Source organism: Pelovirga sp., assembly GCF_059864205.1.
The window spans coordinates 13,646-34,811 of sequence record NZ_JCBCBS010000194.1 but is presented as its reverse complement, the minus strand read 5'-3'; the positions used below and the strand labels follow the sequence as shown (position 1 = coordinate 34,811).

Below are 21,166 nucleotides of genomic sequence, written 5' to 3'. Positions count from 1 at the left end.
TCGAATACTTGCATATCTGTGGTGAAAATGGAATACCTTGCAGCCGGACAAATCAGTTGAGTATGATGGGTTCTGCTCTTTAGTCGTTGAGATGACAAACGGTGGGAGGCAACAATTGAAGTTTATCCGGTTTATCCTGTGGGTGGTTGTGACCCTGATGCTGATTGTTGTTACCGATCAGTTGATGATAAGGCGCCAATTCTCCACCCCCGTGCTGACTGAAACCCAGGTGTTTTACTGTGATTTTCGTGCACGGTTACTGACCCTGGGACGCACTGATGGCCTTGATGACCGCATCGGCCGGACCATTGAAGCTGAAATGAAAACTTCCGCTGATGCATCGCGCTATCTTTACGTTGACGCTGCCGGTGTGCTGCATTTTGCCGATAGTTTCGATGAGATACCCCCAGCCTATCGCCAGGGTGCTCAGCGACTGGCTCAGTAGCCAGTGCTCATACCTGCTCTTCAGGGTGTGCCGTAAATATCGGCGCGTCGGTCATGCAAAATTTTGATTTGTTCACGGTAGGTGACCATCTCGTTGAAATCGCAATCGGCGATCAGTTCGGTATCCTCTTCTGCGGCTTCCGCGAGGATCGTTCCCAGTGGCGAGATGATGCGACTGAGGCCACAGAAATCCAGTTTTCCCTGGATCCGACAGCAGTTGGCTGCCGCCACAAAAAGTTGGTTTTCAATTGCCCTGGCACGTAACAGGATCTGCCAGTGTTCCCCCCGTGGTTTTGGCCATTCCGCCGGGACACAGATGATTTCGGCCCCTGTCAGGGCAAGCTTGCGGAAGAGCTCGGGAAAACGCAGATCGTAGCAGATGGCGACGCCGATTCTGCCCACAGAGGTGTCGACTGCCAGACTCTGGTTGCCGGCGCTTAAGTGTCTGTCCTCACCCATGGCGGAAAAAAGATGGAGCTTGCGATAGCTACCGACGACTTTTCCCTGATCAATGACATAGGCGGTATTATAGATTTTGCCGGCGCTCAATTCCGGCAGGCTGCCGACGCTGACCAGGCCCAATTCCGCGCACAGTTGTTGCATTTCCTTGACAATCTCGGGGGTGCGTTGGGCCAGGGTGGGAAGGTGGCGATAATCATAACCGGTGCTCCACATCTCAGGCAGCACGGCTAGTTGAACGCCGGCGGCAGCGACCCGACGCAGGGCGGAAGCGGCCTGTTTGCGGTTGCTGTCGATATCTCCCAAATCGATGTTGAACTGAATAGCGGCGCAGCGCAGCTGTGTCATGAAGCGGTCTCCCTGGTTCAAGTAAAAAAGCGTTCTATTGTTTGCATTTAAATTGAAAAGAAGTAACGCCCCAATTCCCTGCCACTATTTACTGGAAACAGCTGTTGTAGGCTATTTTTCGCCATATTGGCATCACGATATAGTAGCGTTTTACAAACAGTGGTTTCGATAATTCTTGCTTTTGCGGGCCGAATTGAATACCTTTTTGGACGGTATTTTTTTATACCATTGAATTGCCCTTGGTAACAAATGCAAAACCCGACAGGAAGAACTAATGAATCTTGCATTGATCCCTTTGCTCCCCTTGTTGGGAGCCGTCATTCCCTCCCTGTTTCGCAGCCGCAACCTCAATGCCCTCACTGCTGGAGCGATAGCCGGTGTCTCGATGCTGTTGCTGTTGCTCCAGGCTCCGGCAGTGTTTAACGGCGCGATGCCGCTGGCGAGTTGGAGCTGGATCTCCGCGATCGGCCTGAATTTCGCGTTTCGCGTCAGCGGTTTCGGTTTCATGTTTGCTTTTTTGATTCTCGGCATCGGCTTGCTGATTGTCATCTACGCGCGCTTTTATCTTTCAGCCGACGACCCGATGGGGCGTTTTTATACCTATCTGTTGTTGTTCATGGGGTCGATGCTGGGGATCGTCTTGTCGGAAAACATCATCCTGCTGATGATGTTCTGGGAATTGACCAGTATCAGCTCGTTTCTGCTGATCGGCTTCTGGAGCTACCGTACCGATGCCCGTGAAGGGGCACGTCAGGCTCTGGTGATTACCGGCGGCGGCGGTTTGGCAATGATCGCCGGGTTTCTTCTGCTCGGTCATATCGTCGGTAGTTTTGAGCTGACAACCATTCTGGCTTCGAAAGAGATTATTCATGCCCATCACCTTTATCCAATCACCCTTATTCTGATCCTGCTCGGCGCCTTTACCAAGTCGGCACAGTTTCCCTTCCAGTTCTGGCTGCCTCACGCCATGGCGGCACCGACGCCGGTGAGTGCTTATCTTCATTCAGCAACCATGGTCAAGGCCGGAGTGTTTCTGCTGGCACTACTGTTTCCGGTACTATCAGGCAGTTCCCTGTGGTTTTATATTGTGACGCCCGTTGGTCTGATCACATTTATGTTTGCCGCTTACATGGCCATGTTCAAAGATGATCTTAAGGGACTGCTGGCCTATTCCACCGTCAGTCATCTTGGCCTGATCACCCTGCTGCTCGGACTTGGCAGTCCGCTGGCGGCCTTTACTGCGGTGTTTCATATCCTCAACCACGCCGCCTTTAAGGCTGGCCTGTTCATGCTCGCCGGGATTATTGATCACGAAACCGGCACCCGCGACATGAAGCGCCTGTCGGGACTGTGGAAATACATGCCGATTACCGGCACCCTGACCATGATCGGCAGTGCATCCATGGCTGGAGTTCCTCTGTTTAACGGCTTTTTGAGCAAGGAAATGTTCCTTGCCGAAACCCTGGAGCCCAACCTGTTCGGTGCCTTCAGTTGGATCGTACCGTTGGGTGCTACCCTGGCGGCAATTTTTGCCGTGGCTTACTCGATCCGCATGGTGCATGACGTTTTTTTCAAGGAGCCCTTCACCAATCTGCCGAAAAAGCCCCATGAGCCACCCCACGGCATGCGTCTGCCGGCTGAAATTCTGATGACCATCTGTGTTCTGGTCGGCCTGTTCCCCATGACCCTGGCGGCGCCCATGGTCAATGTGGCCGCCGGCAGCATCCTCGGCGCAGCGACCCCCGACTACCACATTGCCATCTGGCATGGTCTCAACATGGCGCTGGCCTTGAGTGTCATCGCCCTGGTTGGTGGGTCGATTTTCTACCTGCAGCGTTTGCGTCTGTTTGATTCCCATCGCTGGTGCATGCGCTATTGTGACGGCAAGGCTAATTTCGAAGCTTTTATCAGTGGCGTGGTGCAGGGCGGCAGACAGATCACCGCTTATATGGAAAACGGTTCGCTGCAGCGTTACATTGCTTTGCTGGTAGGGGCTGTGATCGTGCTGGGAGCAAGTCCGTTTTTTGGCTCGAGTGCGCCTTTTATTGGCCCCCTGGCCATGGCTTCCGTAGATCCGGTGACTTTGATCATGGGGTTGGCACTGATCTTTTGTAGCGTGGCAACGGTAGTGAATCACCGCAATCGAATCCTGTCGATCATCATGCTTGGTACGGTGGGGCTGATCGTTTCCCTGTCCTTTATCCGCTTTTCAGCGCCGGATCTGGCCCTGACCCAGATTTCCGTCGAGGTGGTCACCATTATTCTGCTGATGATGGCGTTGCATCTGCTGCCACGCACCACCCCGGTAGAATCGACCAGCACCCGGCGCGGCCGCGATATCGTTCTGTCAGTGGCAGCGGGTGGTGGTTGTACCGCACTGATGATGGCCGTGCTGACCCGCCCCTATGATACGATTGCCGGATATTTTCTCGAAAACAGCAAGCCCGGTGGCGGTGGCACCAATGTGGTCAACGTCATTCTCGTTGACTTCCGCGGTTTTGATACCTTGGGTGAGATTACCGTGCTGGTGATTGCCGGACTTGTTATCTACGCCCTGCTGCATGATTTTGATTTGACCGCGCCTAAGACGGACGCGTTGGGACGCCCCTGGGTACAGGATCGTTTCCCGATGATTCTGACGCAGATCACGCGGCCGTTGATGCCGTTGTCGTTGCTGTTTGCCGTCTATATTTTTCTGCGCGGGCACAATGAGCCGGGCGGCGGTTTTATTGCCGGACTGATCGTCGCTTCGGTGTTGATCCTCCAGTACATTTCCAGCGGGATTGTCTGGACGCGCCCGCGCCTGACCGTCGATAACCACATCATCATGGCTTGGGGATTGGTTATTGCCGTCTTGACCGGGGTCGGCAGCTGGGTGGTCGGTTACCCGTTTTTGACCAGCAGCTTCACTTACCTGACCTGGCCACTGGTCGGCAAGTTTGAGATCGCCAGTGCCATCGCCTTTGACCTCGGTGTGTTCCTGGCGGTGGTCGGTTCGGTCATGCTGGTGCTGGTGAAGTTGGGATCGATGAATTCGACCGATGCTGAAATTGTGTCCACCAGCGCGCAAAAAGACCAAGAAGAACAAAAAGGAGAACACTAAATGGAGCTGCTGTTTACATCCTGTATGGGCGTGATGATTGCCTGTGGTGTTTATCTGATGCTTCGCGCACGAACCTTTCCCTTTGTGCTCGGACTGACATTGCTCGGCTATGCCGTTAACATGTTTCTGTTTGTCAGCGGCCGACTCAAAACCAACCTGCCGGCGGTGATTTCCCCTGTGCAGTTGCAATATACCGACCCTTTGCCTCAGGCCCTGGTTCTGACCGCCATAGTTATCGGTTTTGCGATGGTTGCTTTTGTCGTGGTACTGGCACTAAAAGCCAGCGGCGAATTAGGCACCGATCACGTTGACGGCCATAAGGAGAACAACTCATGAATCATCTGATCGTTGCTCCCCTGGTGCTGCCGTTGTTGATGGGAGCAATCATTGTCCTGGCAGTTAACCGCAGTATTTCCTTGCACCGCACCCTGGGGCTGATCAGTTCTGCGCTAGTCACCCTGATTACCGGACTGCTCCTGTATCAGGCCATAAACGGGCCGATCCAGATGTATGTTCTGGGTAACTGGAGTCCACCTTTTGGAATCATCATGGTGCTGGATCGCTTGAGTGCGATGATGATTTTTATTACCTCATTGCTGGCGTTTCTTTGTCTGCTGTATGCGGTGAAAGGCACCGATGAGCAGGGGAAAAACTTTCACGCCCTGTTCCAGTTTCAGCTGCTTGGCATCAACGGTGCCTTTCTGACCGGCGACATCTTCAACCTGTTCGTCTTTTTTGAGGTCATGCTGCTTTCGTCTTATGGTCTGGTGTTGCATGGCGGCGGAGCCCGCCGTACCAAGGCCGGTATGCATTACGTCATGCTCAATCTGGTTGGTTCCAGCGTTTTTCTGATTGGAGTCGGTATTCTTTACGGCTTGATTGGTTCTTTGAATATGGCGGACATGGCGGTGCGACTTGCTCATGCGCCGGCTGACAATGCGGCCTTGCTGCAGGCCGGAGGCTTGATTTTGTTCGGCGTTTTTGCCCTCAAAGCGGCGCTGCTCCCTCTCTATTTCTGGTTGCCCAACGCCTATGGCTTTACCAGCGCGCCGGTTGCCGCCTTGTTTGCGGTGATGACCAAGGTTGGGGTTTACGTTATCCTGCGTGTCTATACGTTGATTTTTGGCGAGCATGGCGGCGTCGCGGCCAATGTTCTTGAACCGTGGCTGATACCTGTCGCGCTGTTGACCCTGATCGCCGGATCCATCGGTGTTGTCGCCAGTCGAGATCTGCGTCAGACAATCGCCTACATGGTCGTGGCTTCGGTCGGCACCCTGCTGGCGGTGATCGGCACCTTCAGTGTCGATGCCGTTGCTGCGGCTATTGTCTATCTGCCACATACCACTTTTATGACCGCCGCCATGTTTCTTGTTGCTGATATGATCCGCCAGCAACGCCTTGGTGTCGGTGCGGCCTTGATCCCGGATCGACCGGTTGGCCAGGAGCGGTTACTGGGGCTGTTGTTTCTCGGTGCCGCAGTGGCTATCGGGGGCTTGCCGCCATTAAGCGGCTTTACCGCCAAGGTGATGATGTTGATGGGGGTACAGTCCCATGCGGCAGCGCCCTGGATCTGGTCACTGGTGCTGATTAGTGGGCTGATGGGCTTGATCGCTCTCGGGCGGGCTGGTAGCCTGATCTTCTGGAAGACGATCCCGCTTGACGATACGGGTGTCGGCGCCTACACCAAGGCACCCCATGCTGATATTCCCCGTTTTGATGCCGGTTATGTGTTCCCGGCCCTGGCGCTACTCGCCATCAGTCCGGTGCTGGTGCTCTTTGGCGGTCCCTTAAGTGATTTTGGTTACGCGGTCGCGGCGCAGATCAGTCAGCCAATACATTATATTGAAGCAGTACTTGGCAGTGATGCCGTTGCTGCACTGCTGTCAGCAGGAGGTCACTAATGCAAGGCAATCGCTGGATTCCCCATCCGTTAATGACCATTGCACTGATTGTTCTGTGGCTGCTGCTCAATAATACTTTCTCCTTTGGTCACATTCTTCTTGGCACCCTGCTCGGGATCATGATCCCCTGGTTTACCAATCGCTTCTGGCCGGAGCGGCCACGGATTTGTAAACGGCGACTGTTTCTGAAGTTTTTCTTCGTCACCTTTCTGTACGATGTGGTTGTCGCCAACCTTAACGTGGTGCGCCTGATTCTGCAGCCCGATATTTCCAAACTGCAGCCAAAATTTATTGAGGTGCCCCTTGATACCGATGATCCGATGGTCATTTCCCTTCTCGCCAACGTTATTTCCATGACCCCGGGAACCGTATCGACGGAGATCAGCGCCGATAAAAAGACCCTGATTGTTCACGGTCTCGATGTGCCTGATGAACAGGCCGCTGTTGCCGAGATCAAGTCGCGTTATGAAGCCACCCTCAAGGAGATCTTCACATGCTGAATATCGCCCTGATTATTGCATTTGTTTTTATAACCCTGGCCCAGTTGCTGAACCTCTATCGGCTGTTCAAGGGGCCGAGCTTGCCGGATCGGATTCTGGCACTGGACACCATGTATATCAACGCGCTGGCGCTGTTTGTGCTGCTGGGGATCTTTTTTGATACCACTACCTATTTTGAGGCAGCGCTGATTATTGCCGTCATGGGCTTTATCAGTACCGTAGCGACCAGCAAGTACCTGATGCGCGGCGATATCGTTGAATAAATCAAGGAGTATGACATGATTGTTGTCGAGATTCTCGTCTCTTTCTTTTTGATTCTCGGAGCCTTTTTCGCCCTTGCCGGCTCCATCGGCCTGTTTCGCCTGCGGGATTTTTTCACCCGTCTGCATGGACCCACCAAGGCAACCACCCTGGGGGTTGGCAGTATCGTCATTGCCTCGGCCATCTACTTCAGCTTCCTAAAAGAGGGTTTAAGTCTGCATGAAGTATTGATCACCCTGTTTCTGTTTATCACTGCGCCGGTCAGTGCGCATTTTCTCGCCAAGGCAGCGCGTCATCAACGCCTGCATCAAGATAAGGATCATGCTGACGGTTGATGATGAAAATTGGCATAAACGTAAAAAGGCTGCATACAGTGATGTGTACAGCCTTTTTACGTTATCGCAGGGCAGGATGATTATTGTTTCGGGCGAGCTGAGTTCTGTTGCCATTGGGCTTTCATTTTGCGGTAGCGTTGATTGAGCCAGAGAATCATCAGAACAATAAAGACGATACCGCCGATGGTCAGCCAGGGGTTGTCGCGATCAAGATAGCGGTTGATCAGGGTGGCTCCGAAATACATCAGGGAGCAGCCGACCGCACTTCCGGTAACGACACCCATTAAGGTGCCGATGCGGGACATTCCCAGCAGCCGGCCAAAAATAGAGCCACCGACACTGCCGGTAGCCGCCAGTGGAAAGACGCAGAAGGCAACAATGCCGGCAAAAGTTGCGCTTTTCATCCACGGATTGCTGGCGAGAATAAATTTGCCGTCTTCCTGCAATTCTTTGAGTTTTTCACCGAGCAGGGGCAAGCGGTACAAGAAGCCGATGTGGAAAGCGAGCAGGCAGGCCACCATCACATCCATATAGAACACCAGAAAGGCGAGTTCTCCGGAAGAGAAAAAGCGTGCAGCTTGTTGTACTGCTTCCTGCATCGCTTCGTCGACAGCGCCGCTAGCCTCGGTACTTGAGCCGGAACTGCCACCTAAGATAACAAAGCGACCAAAAAAGAAAAAAACAGCTGTCGCTGTTAGCAGCAGGGCTTTTACAAAGCTCCAACCGTGTTGTAAATAAAACAGGACCAACAGCGTTAAGGACAGGGCAAAAGGGCCGATCAGGGTAAAAAACCAGACAAAACCCAGTTGGCTGTGGCCCTCAACAAGGTAGTCTGGATTGCCTCCTGGTGCTGACGATTGGTCGTGTTGTTCAGGTTTTTCGTTCAAAACTCTTTTGTCCTGAGTAAAATGGGCGCGGAGCCGATCCCTTTGTGCTATGGATAATATGGAATTTGGTTATTCACTTTGCTCCATTCATAACGGTTCAACAATCTGGACCAATGCGACTTGCTGACAGCCCGGATCCTGCAGCTTCGCGCCGGATGACAAAGACATAAGTCTGGCAGAAAAAATAACCTGCCGTCATTCTGTGTGCAGCGAAGGGATGTCGCAGAATCCATATCCTGTTTTCTGCTTTACTGGAGTCAAATAGATAGCCAGACGATGAAATCTAACTTATCCGTGCAGGGCTGTTCAAGTATGATCGGTAGTAGGGATGACGATTTTTTATGGCGTGGTTTGATATAACATATCTGGTGCATTTTTAATCTGTCAGCGAGGTGCTAGTGAGCCGTGAGTTCTCTCTATTTCCACATTCCTTTCTGCCGCCGGCGCTGTCGCTATTGCGATTTTTTTTCGACAACGACCAGTGATGTGGAGCGTGACAACTATGTCGACCTGCTGTGTCGACATCTTGAACTGATCCATTGTGACGAGTTGGCCGATAGTGAATTGCAGACCATCTACTTTGGCGGTGGCACGCCGTCGTTATTGACAGCGGAGCAGTTGCATCTGCTGCTGACAGCCAGTCGCGCCCGCTTTGGTTTGAGCGCCGAAGCGGAAATCACCCTCGAGGTTAATCCCGGAACCTTTGGCGGGAAGTACCTTCAGCAGGTCCGTCAAACCGGGATAAATCGTTTATCTATCGGTATTCAATCTTTTAACGACCAGCAACTACGGCAGCTGGGGCGCTGTCATAATGCTGATCAGGCCCGCGCTGCCGTAACTGGCGCCCGCGCTGCCGGGTTTGACAACATCAGCCTCGATCTGATGTTCGCCCTGCCGGGGCAGGATACTGACGATCTGGATCGGGAAATAGACCAGTTGTTGCAGCAGGAACCTGAACATATATCGGTTTATGGGTTGACCGTTGAAGCGGGAACCGAGTTTGAACGTTGGCAGCAGCAGGGCCTGATCACTGCGGTTGACGAGGATGAATATGCCAGACAGTACGAATTGCTGCGCGCACGCTTTAGCGCAGCAGGATACGAACACTACGAGGTGTCCAACTTTGCTCGTCCCGGTTGGCATTGCCAGCATAATCAGCGCTATTGGCAGCGCCGCAGCTGTCTGGCCATTGGTGCCGGGGCTCACAGCTTTGTCGAGTCCGGTTACGGTGAGCGCCGGCATGTTCCAGCCGATCTGGCGCGCTATCGTCAGTTGCTGACAGCAGGGGTCGACCCGGCTGAACGGCTTGAGAGTTTCAACCGCCGGGGAGCAATGATCGAGACGCTTTATCTCGCCCTGCGCACCAGCGCCGGTGTTGATCCGGTTGCCTTTGAGGAGCGTTTTGGTGAATCCTTGCAGCGTGCTTTTCCCACCGCCATGGCCCGGTTGCAGGCGTCATTGGTGTGCTCTGGTGAGCGGATTATGCTGCCACCACAGCACTGGCTGATTTATGATCATCTGATCAAGGCCTTTTTTTAAAGAACGCCCTGGCTGCTACTGAATGGTCGTCACCCCGTTGCCCGGTTAGATCTTGACAAAGGGTATAAGCGTTGCTAGTCTGCGTTATTAGCACTCGAGCTGGTTGAGTGCTAACGTGATTGAGTCAGCAGGATCATGGAGTCGTGTCGATGGCTGAATTGAATGAGCGCAGCCAGAATATCCTGGAAGCGATCGTCAAGGATTATATTGCTTCAGCGGAACCGGTAGGCAGTCGTGCCATTACCCGCCGGCATGATTTTAATCTGTCGCCGGCATCGGTGCGCAATGTCATGGCCGATCTCGAAGAGATGGGTCTGCTCTGTTCACCCCACACTTCGGCCGGACGGATTCCGACGGAAAAGGGATTTCAGTACTACATTGATACCCTGTTACAGGTACGTGACTTAAGCGATAAGGAAAAGAAGCAGCTGCGCAACAGCTATCGTTTTTCCGGCATGAAAATGGAAGACATCATGCAGGAGGTCGGGCGGATTCTGTCCGGCCTGTCCAAATATGCGGGGCTGGTGATGGTGCCGAAATTTGCCTCGACGGTCTTTCGCCAGATTGAATTTGTGCGTCTGTCCCACGGACGCCTGCTGGTAATCTATGTCTCTGAAACCGGATTGGTGCAGAACAAGGTGATTTCCGCTGATGTGGACATCGATCAGCGTCAGCTGGAAAAGATCAGTAACTATCTCAATCGCGAGCTGGGCGGTCTGACCATTCATCAGGTGCGCGAAAAGCTGAAAAAAGAGATGCAGGAAGAAATGAGTCTCTACGATCAGCTGCGCAAAAAAGCCTTGAGTTTGTCTTTTGCTGCGCTGCAGGACGAGGTTGAGGATCAGCTTTTTGTTGCCGGCACATCACTGATGCTTGAGCAACCGGAGTTTTCATCGCCGGAACAGATGCGCCGCCTGATTCAGACCTTTGAAAGTAAAAAAATTCTGATAGACTTGCTCGATCGTAGTCAGTCGGCCCAGGGGGTGCAGATCTTTATCGGCAGTGACGTCGATTTGAAGGGCTGCAGTCTGATTTCTGCGAACTTTTCCAATCGTAAGGGGGCGATAGGAGCCTTGGGAGTTGTCGGACCGATGCGTATGGACTATTCCCAGGTTGTGCCGATCGTTGATTTTACCGCCCAGCTGGTCAGTCGCGTACTTGATCGGGAAGCTGAGTAAGAAGAATATATGCAACTATTCAGTTGCTATCCTTCGCGCAGGGCCGGGGATCCTATGGCAAGGGTGTTTGTCGCCATGGACGGCGACAACAAGCGGTCATGGATGACCCAACGGGAAACAATCGCGTCCCTTGACATAGGATTCCCGACCCGGTGCTGAATAGATACGAATATATATCAAAAGGAGATGAGGTACTGTGGGCAAGAAGACCGACCAAAGTGCAACAGATCAGGTTGCAGACAATCCTGTCGAGGTTGTTCATCCGGATGCTGAACCCCTCGCGGAAAATGCGGATTTAGAGCAGCAGTTGGCGCAAGCTCTCGAAGAGAAACAGCGGCTGCATGAACAGTATGTAAGAACCCTGGCCGACATGGACAATCTTCGTAAAAGAACAACCCGCGAAAAAGAAGAGATCGCCAAGTTTGCTAACGAGGGGCTTCTGCGCGATATTCTGCCGGTTATCGATAACCTCGAACGGGCCTTGGAACATTCCGACAAGGCGGCTGAAAGCGGCGGATTGCTTGAAGGAGTGCGCATGACCCTGACCCAGTTCACTCAGGTGCTCAGTCGTTTCGGCGTGGCACCGATTGATGCTGCCGGCAAGCCTTTTGATCCCGCTTTTCATCAGGCCATGGGGCAGCTCGAATCTGCTGACCATCCGGTTAACACGGTCATGGTTGAAATGCAGAAGGGTTATCAACTTAATGAACGTTTGCTGCGGCCAGCTTTTGTGCTGGTGGCCAAGTCGCTGACAGAAAAGCCTTCAGCAGCCGACGATGACAACAAAACTACCTGATATCAGGACAAAAAGCTCTAGGGAGGAAACAACATCATGGGTAAAGTTATTGGTATTGATTTAGGAACCACCAACTCCTGCGTTGCCATTATGGAAGGTGGCGAGCCGGTTGTTATTGCCAACTCGGAAGGATCACGCACCACTCCGTCCATGGTCGCATTCACCGAGTCGGGTGAGCGTCTGGTCGGCCAGCAGGCCAAGCGTCAGGCGGTCACCAATCCGGAGAATACGCTGTTTGCCATCAAGCGTCTGATCGGCCGCAAGTTCAGTTCAGAGGCCGTGCAAAAAGACATGAAAATCAGCCCCTTCGAAATTATTGAGGCGGACAATGGTGATGCCTGGGTGCAGGTGCGCGACAAAAAATACAGTGCCCAGGAAGTTTCTGCCATGGTGCTGCAGAAAATGAAGCAGACCGCTGAGGACTACCTCGGGGAAAAGGTCACCGATGCGGTCATTACTGTGCCGGCGTACTTTAACGATTCCCAGCGTCAGGCTACCAAGGATGCCGGTAAGATTGCCGGACTCAATGTGTTGCGCATCATCAACGAGCCAACCGCGGCGTCCCTGGCCTATGGCCTCGACAAAAAGCAAGAAATGACCATCGCCGTCTTTGACCTCGGCGGTGGTACCTTTGATGTGTCAATTCTCGATCTGGGCGATGGGGTCTTCGAGGTCAAGTCGACCAACGGCGATACCTTCCTGGGTGGTGAGGATTTTGACCAGTTGATCATCGACTATGTCGCCAATGAGTTCAAGAAAGATCAGGGCATCGATCTACGGAACGACAAGATGGCCCTGCAGCGCTTGAAGGAAGGCGCTGAAAAGGCCAAAATCGAGTTGTCTTCATCGATGGAGACCGACATTAACCTCCCCTTTATTACTGCCGATCAGTCGGGACCCAAACATCTGAACATTAAACTGTCGCGCTCCAAGCTCGAAAGTATCTGCAGCGGGCTGCTCGACAAGCTGGTTGGCCCCTGTAAAACGGCTCTGAAGGATGCCGGTCTGTCGGCCAGCGATATTCAGGAAGTTGTCCTGGTCGGTGGCATGACGCGCATGCCTGCGGTTCAGGAACGGGTCAAGGAAATATTTGGCAGAACGCCGAGCAAAGGGGTCAACCCGGATGAAGTGGTCGCCATTGGCGCGGCCATTCAGGGTGGGGTTCTGACCGGCGATGTCAAAGACGTCCTGCTTCTTGACGTGACTCCTTTGTCGCTGGGAATCGAGACCCTGGGTGGCGTTATGACCAAGCTGATCGAGAAAAATACGACGGTTCCATGCAAGAAGAGCCAGGTGTTTTCCACCGCTGCCGACAACCAGCCGGCGGTTTCGGTTCATGTCCTCCAGGGCGAACGAGAGATGGCCAATGACAACAAGACCATCGGTAACTTTGAACTGGTTGGTCTGCCGCCGGCACCGCGCGGCGTACCGCAGATTGAAGTAACCTTCGATATCGACGCCAACGGCATTCTCCACGTATCGGCCAAGGATCTGGGCACCGGCAAAGAACAGTCGATCCAGATCACCGCATCCAGTGGTTTGTCTGATGATGAAATTCAGCAGATGGTTAAGGATGCCGAGCTCCATGCCGGCGAAGACAAAAAGAAGCGTGAATTGATCGAAGCTCGTAACCAGGCGGATGGTCTTGCTTACACGACGGAAAAATCCCTGGCTGAGCATGGCGAAAAAGTTGACAGTGCCACCAAGGCAAAAATCCAGGAAGCCCTGGACGACCTGAAAAAGGCGATTGAAGGGGACGATGCTGAGCTTATCAAGAGCAAGAGCGAGACCCTCGCCCAGGCTTCTCACAAGCTTGCTGAAGTGATGTATTCCCAAGGTAAGGAAGATGCGGGCGCCGCCGGCAATGAAGGGGCGGCAGCTGAAAGCCCAGCCAAGGATGATGTGGTTGAAGCCGAATTCGAGGACCTTGACGAGAAGAAATAAACTGCTAACCGGGATCGGACGCCGACGTTGAAAACAACCATTCGGCGTCCGCCTTTTTTATGTCTGGATAATTATTTTGGCAAAACGTGATTATTACGAGATCCTTGAAGTCAACCGTAACGCCAGCGAAACGGAAATAAAAAAAGCTTACCGGCGGCTGGCGGTACAATACCACCCGGACAAAAACCCCGGCAATAAGGAAGCGGAAAACAAATTCAAGGAGCTTTCCGAAGCCTACGCGGTTCTGTCTGACCCTCAGAAACGGGCAACCTATGACCAGTTCGGTCACGCCGGCGTCAACGGCGCCGGAGGCTTCTCCGGGGGAGGTTTCGATTTTGGCGGCGCGCCTTTTGAGGACATTTTCGGCGACATTTTCGGCGATATTTTCGGCGGCTCGCGCCGCGGGGGACGGGGGCGGCGCGGCGACGACCTGCGCTACAACCTGACCATCAGCTTCGAAGAAGCGGCATTTGGTGCCGAGAAGAAACTGCAGTTGCCACGCAGTCAGCCATGTGACAGTTGTCAGGGCAGCGGTGCCCGTGCGGGTACCTCACCGCAGACCTGCTCGACCTGTCGCGGTGCCGGTCAGGTGCGCTATCAGCAGGGGTTCTTTACCATGACCCGCCCTTGCCCGGATTGTCATGGTGAGGGCAAAACCATTAAAGATCCGTGCCCCGATTGTAAAGGCAGTGGCCGGGTCAAGCAAAAACGCACCCTGCCCCTCAATGTCCCGGCCGGCGTGGAAAATGGCACCCGCCTCAAGCTTAGCGGCGAAGGAGAAATGGGTAGCCAGGGTGGTTCGCCCGGTGATCTGTACGTAGTGATCAGCGTCAAAAAACATCCGATCTTCGAACGCGATGGCCAGAATGTGATCTGTGAGGTGCCGATTTCTTTTGCCCAGGCCGCCCTTGGTTGCGACCTCGAGGTTCCCACCCTTGAAGGTCGTGTCAATCTCAAGGTTCCGACGGGCACCCAGAGCGGCAAGATTTTCAAGCTGTCGGGCAAAGGGATTGTCGCCCTGCAGGGCTATGGACGTGGCGATCAGCTGGTGGTGCTGCGGGTCGAGGTTCCCACCAGGCTCAACGCCCGCCAGAAGGAATTACTGGAAGAGTTTGCCAAGGCCGGCGGCGAAGAGATCCACCCCCAGGGGAAGGGTTTTTTTGATAAGGTGAAGGAGCTGTTCGACTGACATTTTCTGTTGGCGTGGTGTGATGATCAGGGAGTACCGATGAAGCGCATAGCTTTTGTGATTCTCTTGCTGTTTGGCCTGTGTTTGTCAGGGCTGTCACCGGTGGTCGCCGCTGCCGGTTTTGAGCGCGGGCAGGAGCTCTATCAGTTGGGGCGGCACGATCAGGCCCTGGCGGTACTGCGTGATCACATCCGCAATGCTCCTGAAAACCTTCAGACTGCCCGCGCCTATGCCCTGATCGGCAGAATTCTGACCGAACGGCAACAGTATCCCGATGTCATTCTCTACCTGCAGCGTACCCCTGCCGTATTGCGCAGTCCAGATATCGAGTTGCTCCATGGCAATGCCCTGGTTGCCACAGGCAACGTTGCCGAAGGGCTGCGTATGTTGCAACCCTTGATCGGCGAGACCCTGGCCGCGACAGATCAACAGCGTTTATTCCAGGCCCTCGTCACCGCTGCCCTGGCGCAAAACCAGTCATTGTTTGCCCTGTATTATCTGCAACAGGAGTTGGCTATCGGCGTTGACCCGCAGATGGTTTTTGCGCGCGCGCGGCAGCTGCTGCAGAATCATCTGTCTGATACCGAGTTGAACGAAGCGGTCTTCATGTGGCAGGGCACTGAAATCGGTCAGGATGCGCTGCTGCAACTCGCCCGACGTGCGCTGGCGCGGCAGAATCCGCAAGGGGCCAGAGGGCAGCTGGAAAAGCTGTTTGCGATTGGTGTTCCTTTCCCCTTCTGGCAGGAAGCAGAAGATCTGCTGCAACGCACACGGGAGGATGGTTGGCTCAACCGCAACACTGTTGGCGTGCTGCTCCCCCTGTCCGGGCCCTATGCCTCCTATGGCGAGTTGGTAAAAAATGGCCTTGAGCTGGCGCTTAAAGAACACAACAAGGCGCGTTTCCCCGTGCGTTTTATCTATCGTGATAGCGCTGGTAATGTGCCGGTTAAGCGCTTGGTCAGTGGACTGGCCAACGAAGACCGGGTGATCGGCATCATTGGTCCATTGCTCAGTGCCGATGCTCTGGAAGCGGCGCGCGAAGCACAACGTCAGATGGTGCCACTGCTGGCGCTGGCGCAGACCGAAGGGTTACCCCAGGTTGGCAACTTTATTTTTCGCGATACGGTCACCGCCGAGCAGCAGGTCAAGGCGCTGGTGAGTTATGCCATGGCTGATCAGCGGATCAGTTTTTCGGTATTGCGCCCGCAAAATCGTATCGGTCAACAGATGACGCAACTGTTCGAAACGCTGGTGCGCCGCAGCGGCGGCGAACTGGTTGATGTTGTCAGTTACCCGGAGGGAACCACCGATTTTCGTGACCAGATTGAGAACTTGCTCTGGTCGAATCGCAGTCGTCCTATTGCCGAAGAAAAAAGTGGCGGGATGCAACCTCCCGAATACCCCTTGCCCCCCTTCCATGCCCTGTTTATCCCCGATTTTGCTGAGAATGTCAGCCTGATTGCACCGCAGTTGATGTTTTATGGAATCAAGGATGTGCTGCTGCTCGGTATCAACGGCTGGTATTCACCGGAGTTGATTAACCGTGCCGGGCGTTTTCTTGATAATGCGGTCTTTGTCGAAGCCTTTTATGCCGATAGCCGCAACCCCGAGGTACGGAGTTTTGTCGAGCTGTTTCGCAGCGCCTATCGAGAGGAACCAAGTATTCTCGAGGCTCAGGCCTTTGATGCAGCCAGCCTGCTGCTGGCAACGATTGATCGCCCCGAAGTGGGTAATCGTGACGATCTGCGGATCGCGCTGCTGCATCTGGATAACATCCGTGGGGTGACCGGTACCAGAGGCTTTGATCTGGAAGGGGAGGCGATTAAAGAGCTGAATCTGCTTGGGGTGCAGCGCGGTCGTTTGGTGCAAAGGCTGTAGGGCTTGGCGGTTTATGGGGTTCAGGGTGAATGTTGTAACAATTCAAGGGCGCGTGAGCGCCAGGACAATACGCCGATCTGGGTGTGCATCCTCTTGGCGAGCGGCGGAAAGTCGCTACGGATGACATGTGCAGCAAAATCAGCAAGAAAACGCGATTTCAGTTCAGCGCGGGCGCGATCCATGCCGATTCCCTCGTAAGGAACCGAAGTAAACAGCAAAAAGCCATCGTCGGGTATCCGGCCGGCGCGCATATTTCCCTCGATAATCCCTGCTGCCTTGCGGATCGGGTCGGCCAGATCCGGGCTGTAAGGACCGATAATCAATGCCAGATTCGGCGTATGCAGAAAATCGAAACCGCGCCCCAGACAGATCATCCACTCCCGATGTTCAATATCCAGCAGTCGACAGGTGGTGCGTACCTGGGCAATACGTTTGATGTTCCCCTGCAACAGGGGCAACAGGTCGTGCTGCATCTGTTCTGACATGTCCGGGAACATGGAGCTTAATTTGTGTTCAAGTGATGGGATATCGGCAATCGACAGGGTCGACAGGTCAAGGAGTTCGTCATCCGCGCCGTGCAGGATCAGGGCATCTTCATCCGTCTCATAGCCACACAGCAGCGGGTAGATGGTGCCGTGGCGGGCACCAAAAATATATTCTGTCTGCTGTTTGATCTGCCGGCAATGGGCGAGGGCAGCGGCGGTGTTGCAGTCGAAACCGCCACAGCCACGACTATCATCGCCACGGGAAAAGTGATAGGTGATAAAAATCAGGATCTGACGACCGGCACCCAGCATGCGGTGGACGTCTGCCGCCAGAACTTCCCCCAGGTGCGGCCAGCCGAGGTCAAACATGCCGCCAAGGTTACGAAAGGGCTGGATGATGCCGGGAGGAGTGCCGGTAGCGAATGGTATGTTGATGCGCCCATCCATGCATTTCAGCACCATGATGGCCGTGGGATACTTGGCCACATAGAATTCCCGCGCCAGGCTGGCATCCGGGCTGCGAAACTCAGTGGTATGACGCCGGGCGAGCTCGTCTAACCAGGCGATGCGCTCGACGATCGGTTGTTGATGGATAGACATGTTTATCTCGCATCCGGGGAAACCGGGCTAGCTGGATTTTTTCGTTTCTGCCGGTGGACTGTAGCGTTCAACAAGGATCTCGAATTCGCCCGTCAGTTGATTGTAACAGCGCAACTGGCCGGTGCCGATATTGTAGTACCAGCCGTGCAGGCTCAGTTGGCCACGGTTGACCCGTTCACGGACCCAGGGGAAACTCATCAGGTTTTTCAACGAAACGAGGATCGCTTCCTTTTCGCAGGCCCGCAGTTGCTTTTCTTCCGGGGCATCGGCCAGGTCCTGTAGCACCTTGTCACGGGCAGAGACAGCGATGCTGACCCATTTGCCGATGAATTCGCCGGCGATCTCCCCCCTGGCGCTGCTCATCAAGGCGTTGATGCCGCCGCATTGGGAATGCCCGAGAACGATAATGTCAGAAACATTGAGGTAACAGACAGCATATTCAATGGTTGAACTGACACCGTGGTAGTCATCGCCTTTCCCCTCGCTTTTAATGTAAGGGGGAACCAAGTTGGCGATATTGCGTAGAATAAACAGATCGCCGGGGGCACAGGCGGTCAACAGTGCCGGGTCGACCCGGGAATCGCAGCAGCCAATGAGCAGAGCTTGCGGCCTTTGGCCTGAGGCCAGGGAGGTTGCCAGTTCAGCATTTTCTCCAAAATGTTGCTTCTGAAAAACGCCAATACCATCGAGGAATTTAGTCACATCTGCCATTAATTGCTCTCCATTTTACTCATACAGGGCGCAATACTAACATAAAAAAACAGCTGGAACACCGTTTTTGCAAAGCCTCGATCAGGAAAAAACGGTCGAGGAACAATACCGGGGATAGTCGCCGGCAATGCAAATGGTTTCCTGTAAAGAAATTGTGCTATGATCCGTCGACTGCAGACAGATGACCAGTGCAGTTTGATCAGAAGCTTTAGGCCATTGCGCACACTAAAAATCAGGGGAGCAAGATGTCAAGTCGATTCGGACGATTATTCAATATCAGTACCTTTGGTGAGTCCCACTGTTACGGGGTCGGGGTCAGTGTCGATGGCGTGCCGCCGCGGATGCCATTGCGTGCGGCCGATATTCAGCGGCAGCTCGACCGCCGACGGCCTGGTGGCAACGTTCTGGGTACGGAGCGCAACGAAGCTGATCAGGTAATGATCCTCTCCGGGGTAGAAAACGGCCTGACCCTGGGTACCCCCATCGGTCTGCTGGTGAAGAACAAGGATCAACGTCCCGGGGATTATGGTTCCATGAGTGAAATTCCGCGGCCATCACACGCTGACTACACCTATCGGATGAAATACGGCATTCACGCCTCCAGTGGCGGTGGCCGCTCCAGTGCGCGAGAAACCATCGGCCGGGTTGCCGCTGGAGCTATTGCCGACAAGTTTCTGCGTGAGCAGTACGGTATCGAGATTATTGCCTGGGTCAGCCGTGTCGGCCGGCACGTTGCCGAAGCCATCAACATGGAGACGATCGAGCGTGATCAGGTTGATCTGAACGCCATCCGTTGCCCTGATCCGTTAGCGGCCGAGCAGATGACCAGTGAGATTGTCGCCGCCCGCGAGAGTAAGGATTCCGTCGGTGGGGTGATCACCTGTGTCTGTCGTAACTTGCCGGCCGGCCTTGGCGAGCCGGCTTTTGATCGCCTTGAAGCAGTGCTTGCCCATGCCATGCTATCGATTCCGGCGACCAAAGGTTTTGAAGTCGGTTCCGGTTTTGCCGGCGCCCAGCGGCGCGGCTCGGAGCATAATGATCCATTTGTTCGCAAAGGTGAACATCTTGGTACCCTGACCAACAACAGTGGCGGCGTGCAGGGGGGGATTTCCAATGGTGAACCGGTCTGGTTCCGGGTCGCCTTCAAGCCGCCGGCGACCATCGGCTTGTCTCAGCAGACCGTCGACTATGCCGGCAACCCGGTGATCCTCGAAGCCAAGGGGCGTCACGACCCTTGCGTCGTCCCCCGCGCAGTGCCGATTGTCGAAAGCATGGCGGCCCTGGTTCTGGCTGATCTGGCCCTGATCCAAAGAATGAGAAATTGATGGTTGACCCATGCATGACGTTTGCCGTTTTGTGTCCTTCCGGCGGGAGTTTTGATGATTATTGATTGGTACCCCGGTCATATGAAAAAGGCGCGGGCGCAGATTATCGACATTCTGCCGAAAGTTGATCTGGTCCTCGAGGTTCTTGATGCGCGCCTGCCGCTAAGCAGTTCCAACCCCCTTTTGGAACGTCTGCGCGGCACTAAACCCTGCATCAAGATTCTCAACAAGAAAGATCTGGCTGACCCGAATATTACCCGCTCCTGGCTGCGGCTACTGGAGAAACAGCAGCAGGTCAAGGCGCTGGCCCTGGAGGCTAAGGACCGACGTGACGTCGGCTTGATTCCCAACCTCTGCCGCAAGATTCTGGCAGGACGGGTCAGCGCCGGCAAACCGCTGCGAGTCATGGTCGTGGGAATCCCCAATGTCGGCAAGTCGACCCTGATCAATACCCTGGCCGGCAAAAAAATGGCGCGCGTCGGCGACAAACCGGCCATCACCACGACAACACAGCAGATTGATCTGCGCAACGGAATTCTGCTTCTCGATACCCCCGGCATCTTGTGGCCGGTGCTCGACAATCTGGGTGGAGCTTGCCGTCTGGCTGCCAGTGGTGCCCTCGGTGAAGCCGCCTTTGCGACCCTTGAGGTGGCCATTGCCACCTTGGCTTACTTGCGGGAACACTACCCGCAGCAATTAAAGAATCGCTATCAGCTAGATGACTTATCGGCAGCAGAGCTGACCATACTGGAGCAGATCGGCCGTGGTCGTGGCTGTCTGGTCAGCGGTGGCGATGTCGATCTGCACCGTGCAGCAGAACTGCTGCTGCGCGATCTGCGCGCAAATAAAATTGGCCGTATCAGCCTGGAGCGTCCTGCTGAAGAAGCAAGCGCTTTTGACCAACATCAGGAGTCCGAATGAAGCGCAACACTGCCTATCGCGATATTTTCGTCAGTGACCTGCCCTACGAAATTGGCATGGAAGAAATTAAACAGCTGTTTGCCCTGTGTGGTAGCGTGCAGTCAGTGCAGCTGGTGACCGATTCCAACGGCGAATTTAAGGGGCTTGCCTTTGTGCGCATGGCCAATGCCAAAGAAACCCAGGAAGCCATCAATACCCTCGATGGCACCTATCTGTCTGGCCGTTATATCAAGGTCAGCGAAGCACGTTCGAAAGAAGAGCGTAGTGGGGAGATTGCTGTGCAGCCGTTAAAAACCCGGCGCCGACGTTCTGTGCCGGGGCGTAAAAAGGTGCGTTAAGCAGCCTCAGCAGTTACTGTATAT

General features: G+C 54.2%; 20 protein-coding genes. 16 read left to right on the top strand and 4 right to left on the bottom strand.

Annotated features, from left to right (window positions below; translation table 11 throughout):
* Positions 1-115: 115 nt before the first annotated feature.
* A complete protein-coding gene (locus tag AC6F7T_RS12225) occupies positions 116-445 on the top strand; it encodes a hypothetical protein (protein ID WP_500719236.1) in 330 nt (109 codons plus the stop codon).
* 20 nt (positions 446-465) lie between these two features.
* Here the strand turns inward: AC6F7T_RS12225 and AC6F7T_RS12220 are convergent, their stop codons facing one another.
* Positions 466-1,251, bottom strand: a complete 786-nt coding sequence (locus AC6F7T_RS12220) for a nitrilase-related carbon-nitrogen hydrolase (protein ID WP_500719235.1) — start codon at positions 1,249-1,251, stop codon at positions 466-468.
* Positions 1,252-1,525: 274 nt separating this feature from the next.
* Here AC6F7T_RS12220 and AC6F7T_RS12215 point away from each other — a divergent pair, with 274 nt between their 5' ends.
* Genes AC6F7T_RS12215 through AC6F7T_RS12190 form a run of 6 tightly spaced genes read left to right on the top strand, consistent with a single transcriptional unit; the run spans position 1,526 to position 7,351 of the window.
* Positions 1,526-4,354: a monovalent cation/H+ antiporter subunit A gene (locus AC6F7T_RS12215; protein ID WP_500719233.1), complete on the top strand. Its 2,829-nt coding sequence runs from the start codon at positions 1,526-1,528 to the stop codon at positions 4,352-4,354.
* Positions 4,355-4,690 (top strand): Na+/H+ antiporter subunit C, encoded by a 336-nt coding sequence (locus tag AC6F7T_RS12210; RefSeq protein ID WP_500719231.1) that lies wholly within the window; start codon positions 4,355-4,357, stop codon positions 4,688-4,690.
* Positions 4,687-6,255, top strand: a complete 1,569-nt coding sequence (locus tag AC6F7T_RS12205; RefSeq protein WP_500719230.1) for a monovalent cation/H+ antiporter subunit D — start codon at positions 4,687-4,689, stop codon at positions 6,253-6,255. The genes AC6F7T_RS12210 and AC6F7T_RS12205 overlap by 4 nt, the downstream gene beginning before the upstream one ends.
* On the top strand, positions 6,255-6,755 hold the full coding sequence (locus tag AC6F7T_RS12200) for a Na+/H+ antiporter subunit E (protein WP_500719228.1): 501 nt from the start codon (positions 6,255-6,257) through the stop codon (positions 6,753-6,755). Before AC6F7T_RS12205 ends, AC6F7T_RS12200 begins: the two co-directional genes overlap by 1 nt.
* Positions 6,749-7,018 (top strand): K+/H+ antiporter subunit F, encoded by a 270-nt coding sequence (locus AC6F7T_RS12195; RefSeq protein ID WP_500719226.1) that lies wholly within the window; start codon positions 6,749-6,751, stop codon positions 7,016-7,018. Before AC6F7T_RS12200 ends, AC6F7T_RS12195 begins: the two co-directional genes overlap by 7 nt.
* Before the next feature lie 15 nt (positions 7,019-7,033).
* Positions 7,034-7,351, top strand: a complete 318-nt coding sequence (locus tag AC6F7T_RS12190) for a Na+/H+ antiporter subunit G (RefSeq protein WP_500719224.1) — start codon at positions 7,034-7,036, stop codon at positions 7,349-7,351.
* A gap of 80 nt (positions 7,352-7,431) precedes the next feature.
* Here AC6F7T_RS12190 and AC6F7T_RS12185 read toward each other — a convergent pair whose 3' ends face one another.
* Positions 7,432-8,238 carry a hypothetical protein gene (locus AC6F7T_RS12185; protein ID WP_500719223.1) on the bottom strand — a complete coding sequence of 269 codons (807 nt, stop codon included), beginning with the start codon at positions 8,236-8,238 and terminating at the stop codon, positions 7,432-7,434.
* Between the two features lie 405 nt (positions 8,239-8,643).
* Here AC6F7T_RS12185 and hemW point away from each other — a divergent pair, with 405 nt between their 5' ends.
* The 6 genes from hemW (at position 8,644) to AC6F7T_RS12155 (ending at position 16,762) form a co-directional block, all read left to right on the top strand.
* Positions 8,644-9,777 (top strand): radical SAM family heme chaperone HemW, encoded by a 1,134-nt coding sequence (gene hemW, locus AC6F7T_RS12180; RefSeq protein WP_500719221.1) that lies wholly within the window; start codon positions 8,644-8,646, stop codon positions 9,775-9,777.
* A gap of 149 nt (positions 9,778-9,926) precedes the next feature.
* Positions 9,927-10,955: a heat-inducible transcriptional repressor HrcA gene (gene hrcA / locus AC6F7T_RS12175; protein ID WP_500719220.1), complete on the top strand. Its 1,029-nt coding sequence runs from the start codon at positions 9,927-9,929 to the stop codon at positions 10,953-10,955.
* 196 nt (positions 10,956-11,151) lie between these two features.
* Positions 11,152-11,751, top strand: coding sequence for a nucleotide exchange factor GrpE (gene grpE / locus AC6F7T_RS12170; RefSeq protein WP_500719218.1), 600 nt, complete (start codon positions 11,152-11,154; stop codon positions 11,749-11,751).
* A gap of 36 nt (positions 11,752-11,787) precedes the next feature.
* Positions 11,788-13,695 (top strand): molecular chaperone DnaK, encoded by a 1,908-nt coding sequence (dnaK, locus tag AC6F7T_RS12165; RefSeq protein ID WP_500719217.1) that lies wholly within the window; start codon positions 11,788-11,790, stop codon positions 13,693-13,695.
* 70 nt (positions 13,696-13,765) lie between these two features.
* Entirely contained in the window at positions 13,766-14,884 is a 1,119-nt protein-coding gene (dnaJ, locus tag AC6F7T_RS12160) for a molecular chaperone DnaJ (protein ID WP_500719279.1), read from the top strand.
* Positions 14,885-14,923: 39 nt separating this feature from the next.
* Positions 14,924-16,762: a penicillin-binding protein activator gene (locus AC6F7T_RS12155; protein ID WP_500719215.1), complete on the top strand. Its 1,839-nt coding sequence runs from the start codon at positions 14,924-14,926 to the stop codon at positions 16,760-16,762.
* Between the two features lie 20 nt (positions 16,763-16,782).
* On the opposite strand, the gene AC6F7T_RS12150 is transcribed toward AC6F7T_RS12155, so the two are convergent.
* On the bottom strand, positions 16,783-17,847 hold the full coding sequence (locus tag AC6F7T_RS12150) for a hypothetical protein (protein ID WP_500719214.1): 1,065 nt from the start codon (positions 17,845-17,847) through the stop codon (positions 16,783-16,785).
* 27 nt (positions 17,848-17,874) lie between these two features.
* Positions 17,875-18,558: a carbonic anhydrase gene (locus AC6F7T_RS12145; RefSeq protein ID WP_500719213.1), complete on the bottom strand. Its 684-nt coding sequence runs from the start codon at positions 18,556-18,558 to the stop codon at positions 17,875-17,877.
* 245 nt (positions 18,559-18,803) lie between these two features.
* Between AC6F7T_RS12145 and aroC the strand changes: the two genes are divergently transcribed.
* Genes aroC through AC6F7T_RS12130 form a run of 3 tightly spaced genes read left to right on the top strand, consistent with a single transcriptional unit; the run spans position 18,804 to position 21,142 of the window.
* Positions 18,804-19,883: a chorismate synthase gene (aroC, locus tag AC6F7T_RS12140; protein WP_500719211.1), complete on the top strand. Its 1,080-nt coding sequence runs from the start codon at positions 18,804-18,806 to the stop codon at positions 19,881-19,883.
* Between the two features lie 54 nt (positions 19,884-19,937).
* Positions 19,938-20,804, top strand: coding sequence for a ribosome biogenesis GTPase YlqF (gene ylqF, locus AC6F7T_RS12135; protein ID WP_500719210.1), 867 nt, complete (start codon positions 19,938-19,940; stop codon positions 20,802-20,804).
* The gene (locus AC6F7T_RS12130) at positions 20,801-21,142 is read left to right on the top strand and encodes an RNA recognition motif domain-containing protein (RefSeq protein WP_500719208.1); all 342 of its coding nucleotides are present in this window, start codon (positions 20,801-20,803) and stop codon (positions 21,140-21,142) included. Before ylqF ends, AC6F7T_RS12130 begins: the two co-directional genes overlap by 4 nt.
* Positions 21,143-21,166 lie beyond the last annotated feature (24 nt).

Coding starts and splice junctions, on each gene's coding strand:
- AC6F7T_RS12220 (WP_500719235.1), bottom strand. CDS start 1,251: ATGACACAGCTGCGCTGCGCCGCTATTCAGTTCAACATCGATTTGGGA.
- AC6F7T_RS12215 (WP_500719233.1), top strand. CDS start 1,526: ATGAATCTTGCATTGATCCCTTTGCTCCCCTTGTTGGGAGCCGTCATT.
- AC6F7T_RS12210 (WP_500719231.1), top strand. CDS start 4,355: ATGGAGCTGCTGTTTACATCCTGTATGGGCGTGATGATTGCCTGTGGT.
- AC6F7T_RS12205 (WP_500719230.1), top strand. CDS start 4,687: ATGAATCATCTGATCGTTGCTCCCCTGGTGCTGCCGTTGTTGATGGGA.
- AC6F7T_RS12200 (WP_500719228.1), top strand. CDS start 6,255: ATGCAAGGCAATCGCTGGATTCCCCATCCGTTAATGACCATTGCACTG.
- AC6F7T_RS12195 (WP_500719226.1), top strand. CDS start 6,749: ATGCTGAATATCGCCCTGATTATTGCATTTGTTTTTATAACCCTGGCC.
- AC6F7T_RS12190 (WP_500719224.1), top strand. CDS start 7,034: ATGATTGTTGTCGAGATTCTCGTCTCTTTCTTTTTGATTCTCGGAGCC.
- hrcA (WP_500719220.1), top strand. CDS start 9,927: ATGGCTGAATTGAATGAGCGCAGCCAGAATATCCTGGAAGCGATCGTC.
- dnaK (WP_500719217.1), top strand. CDS start 11,788: ATGGGTAAAGTTATTGGTATTGATTTAGGAACCACCAACTCCTGCGTT.
- AC6F7T_RS12155 (WP_500719215.1), top strand. CDS start 14,924: ATGAAGCGCATAGCTTTTGTGATTCTCTTGCTGTTTGGCCTGTGTTTG.
- AC6F7T_RS12150 (WP_500719214.1), bottom strand. CDS start 17,847: ATGTCTATCCATCAACAACCGATCGTCGAGCGCATCGCCTGGTTAGAC.
- AC6F7T_RS12145 (WP_500719213.1), bottom strand. CDS start 18,558: ATGGCAGATGTGACTAAATTCCTCGATGGTATTGGCGTTTTTCAGAAG.
- aroC (WP_500719211.1), top strand. CDS start 18,804: ATGTCAAGTCGATTCGGACGATTATTCAATATCAGTACCTTTGGTGAG.
- ylqF (WP_500719210.1), top strand. CDS start 19,938: ATGATTATTGATTGGTACCCCGGTCATATGAAAAAGGCGCGGGCGCAG.
- AC6F7T_RS12130 (WP_500719208.1), top strand. CDS start 20,801: ATGAAGCGCAACACTGCCTATCGCGATATTTTCGTCAGTGACCTGCCC.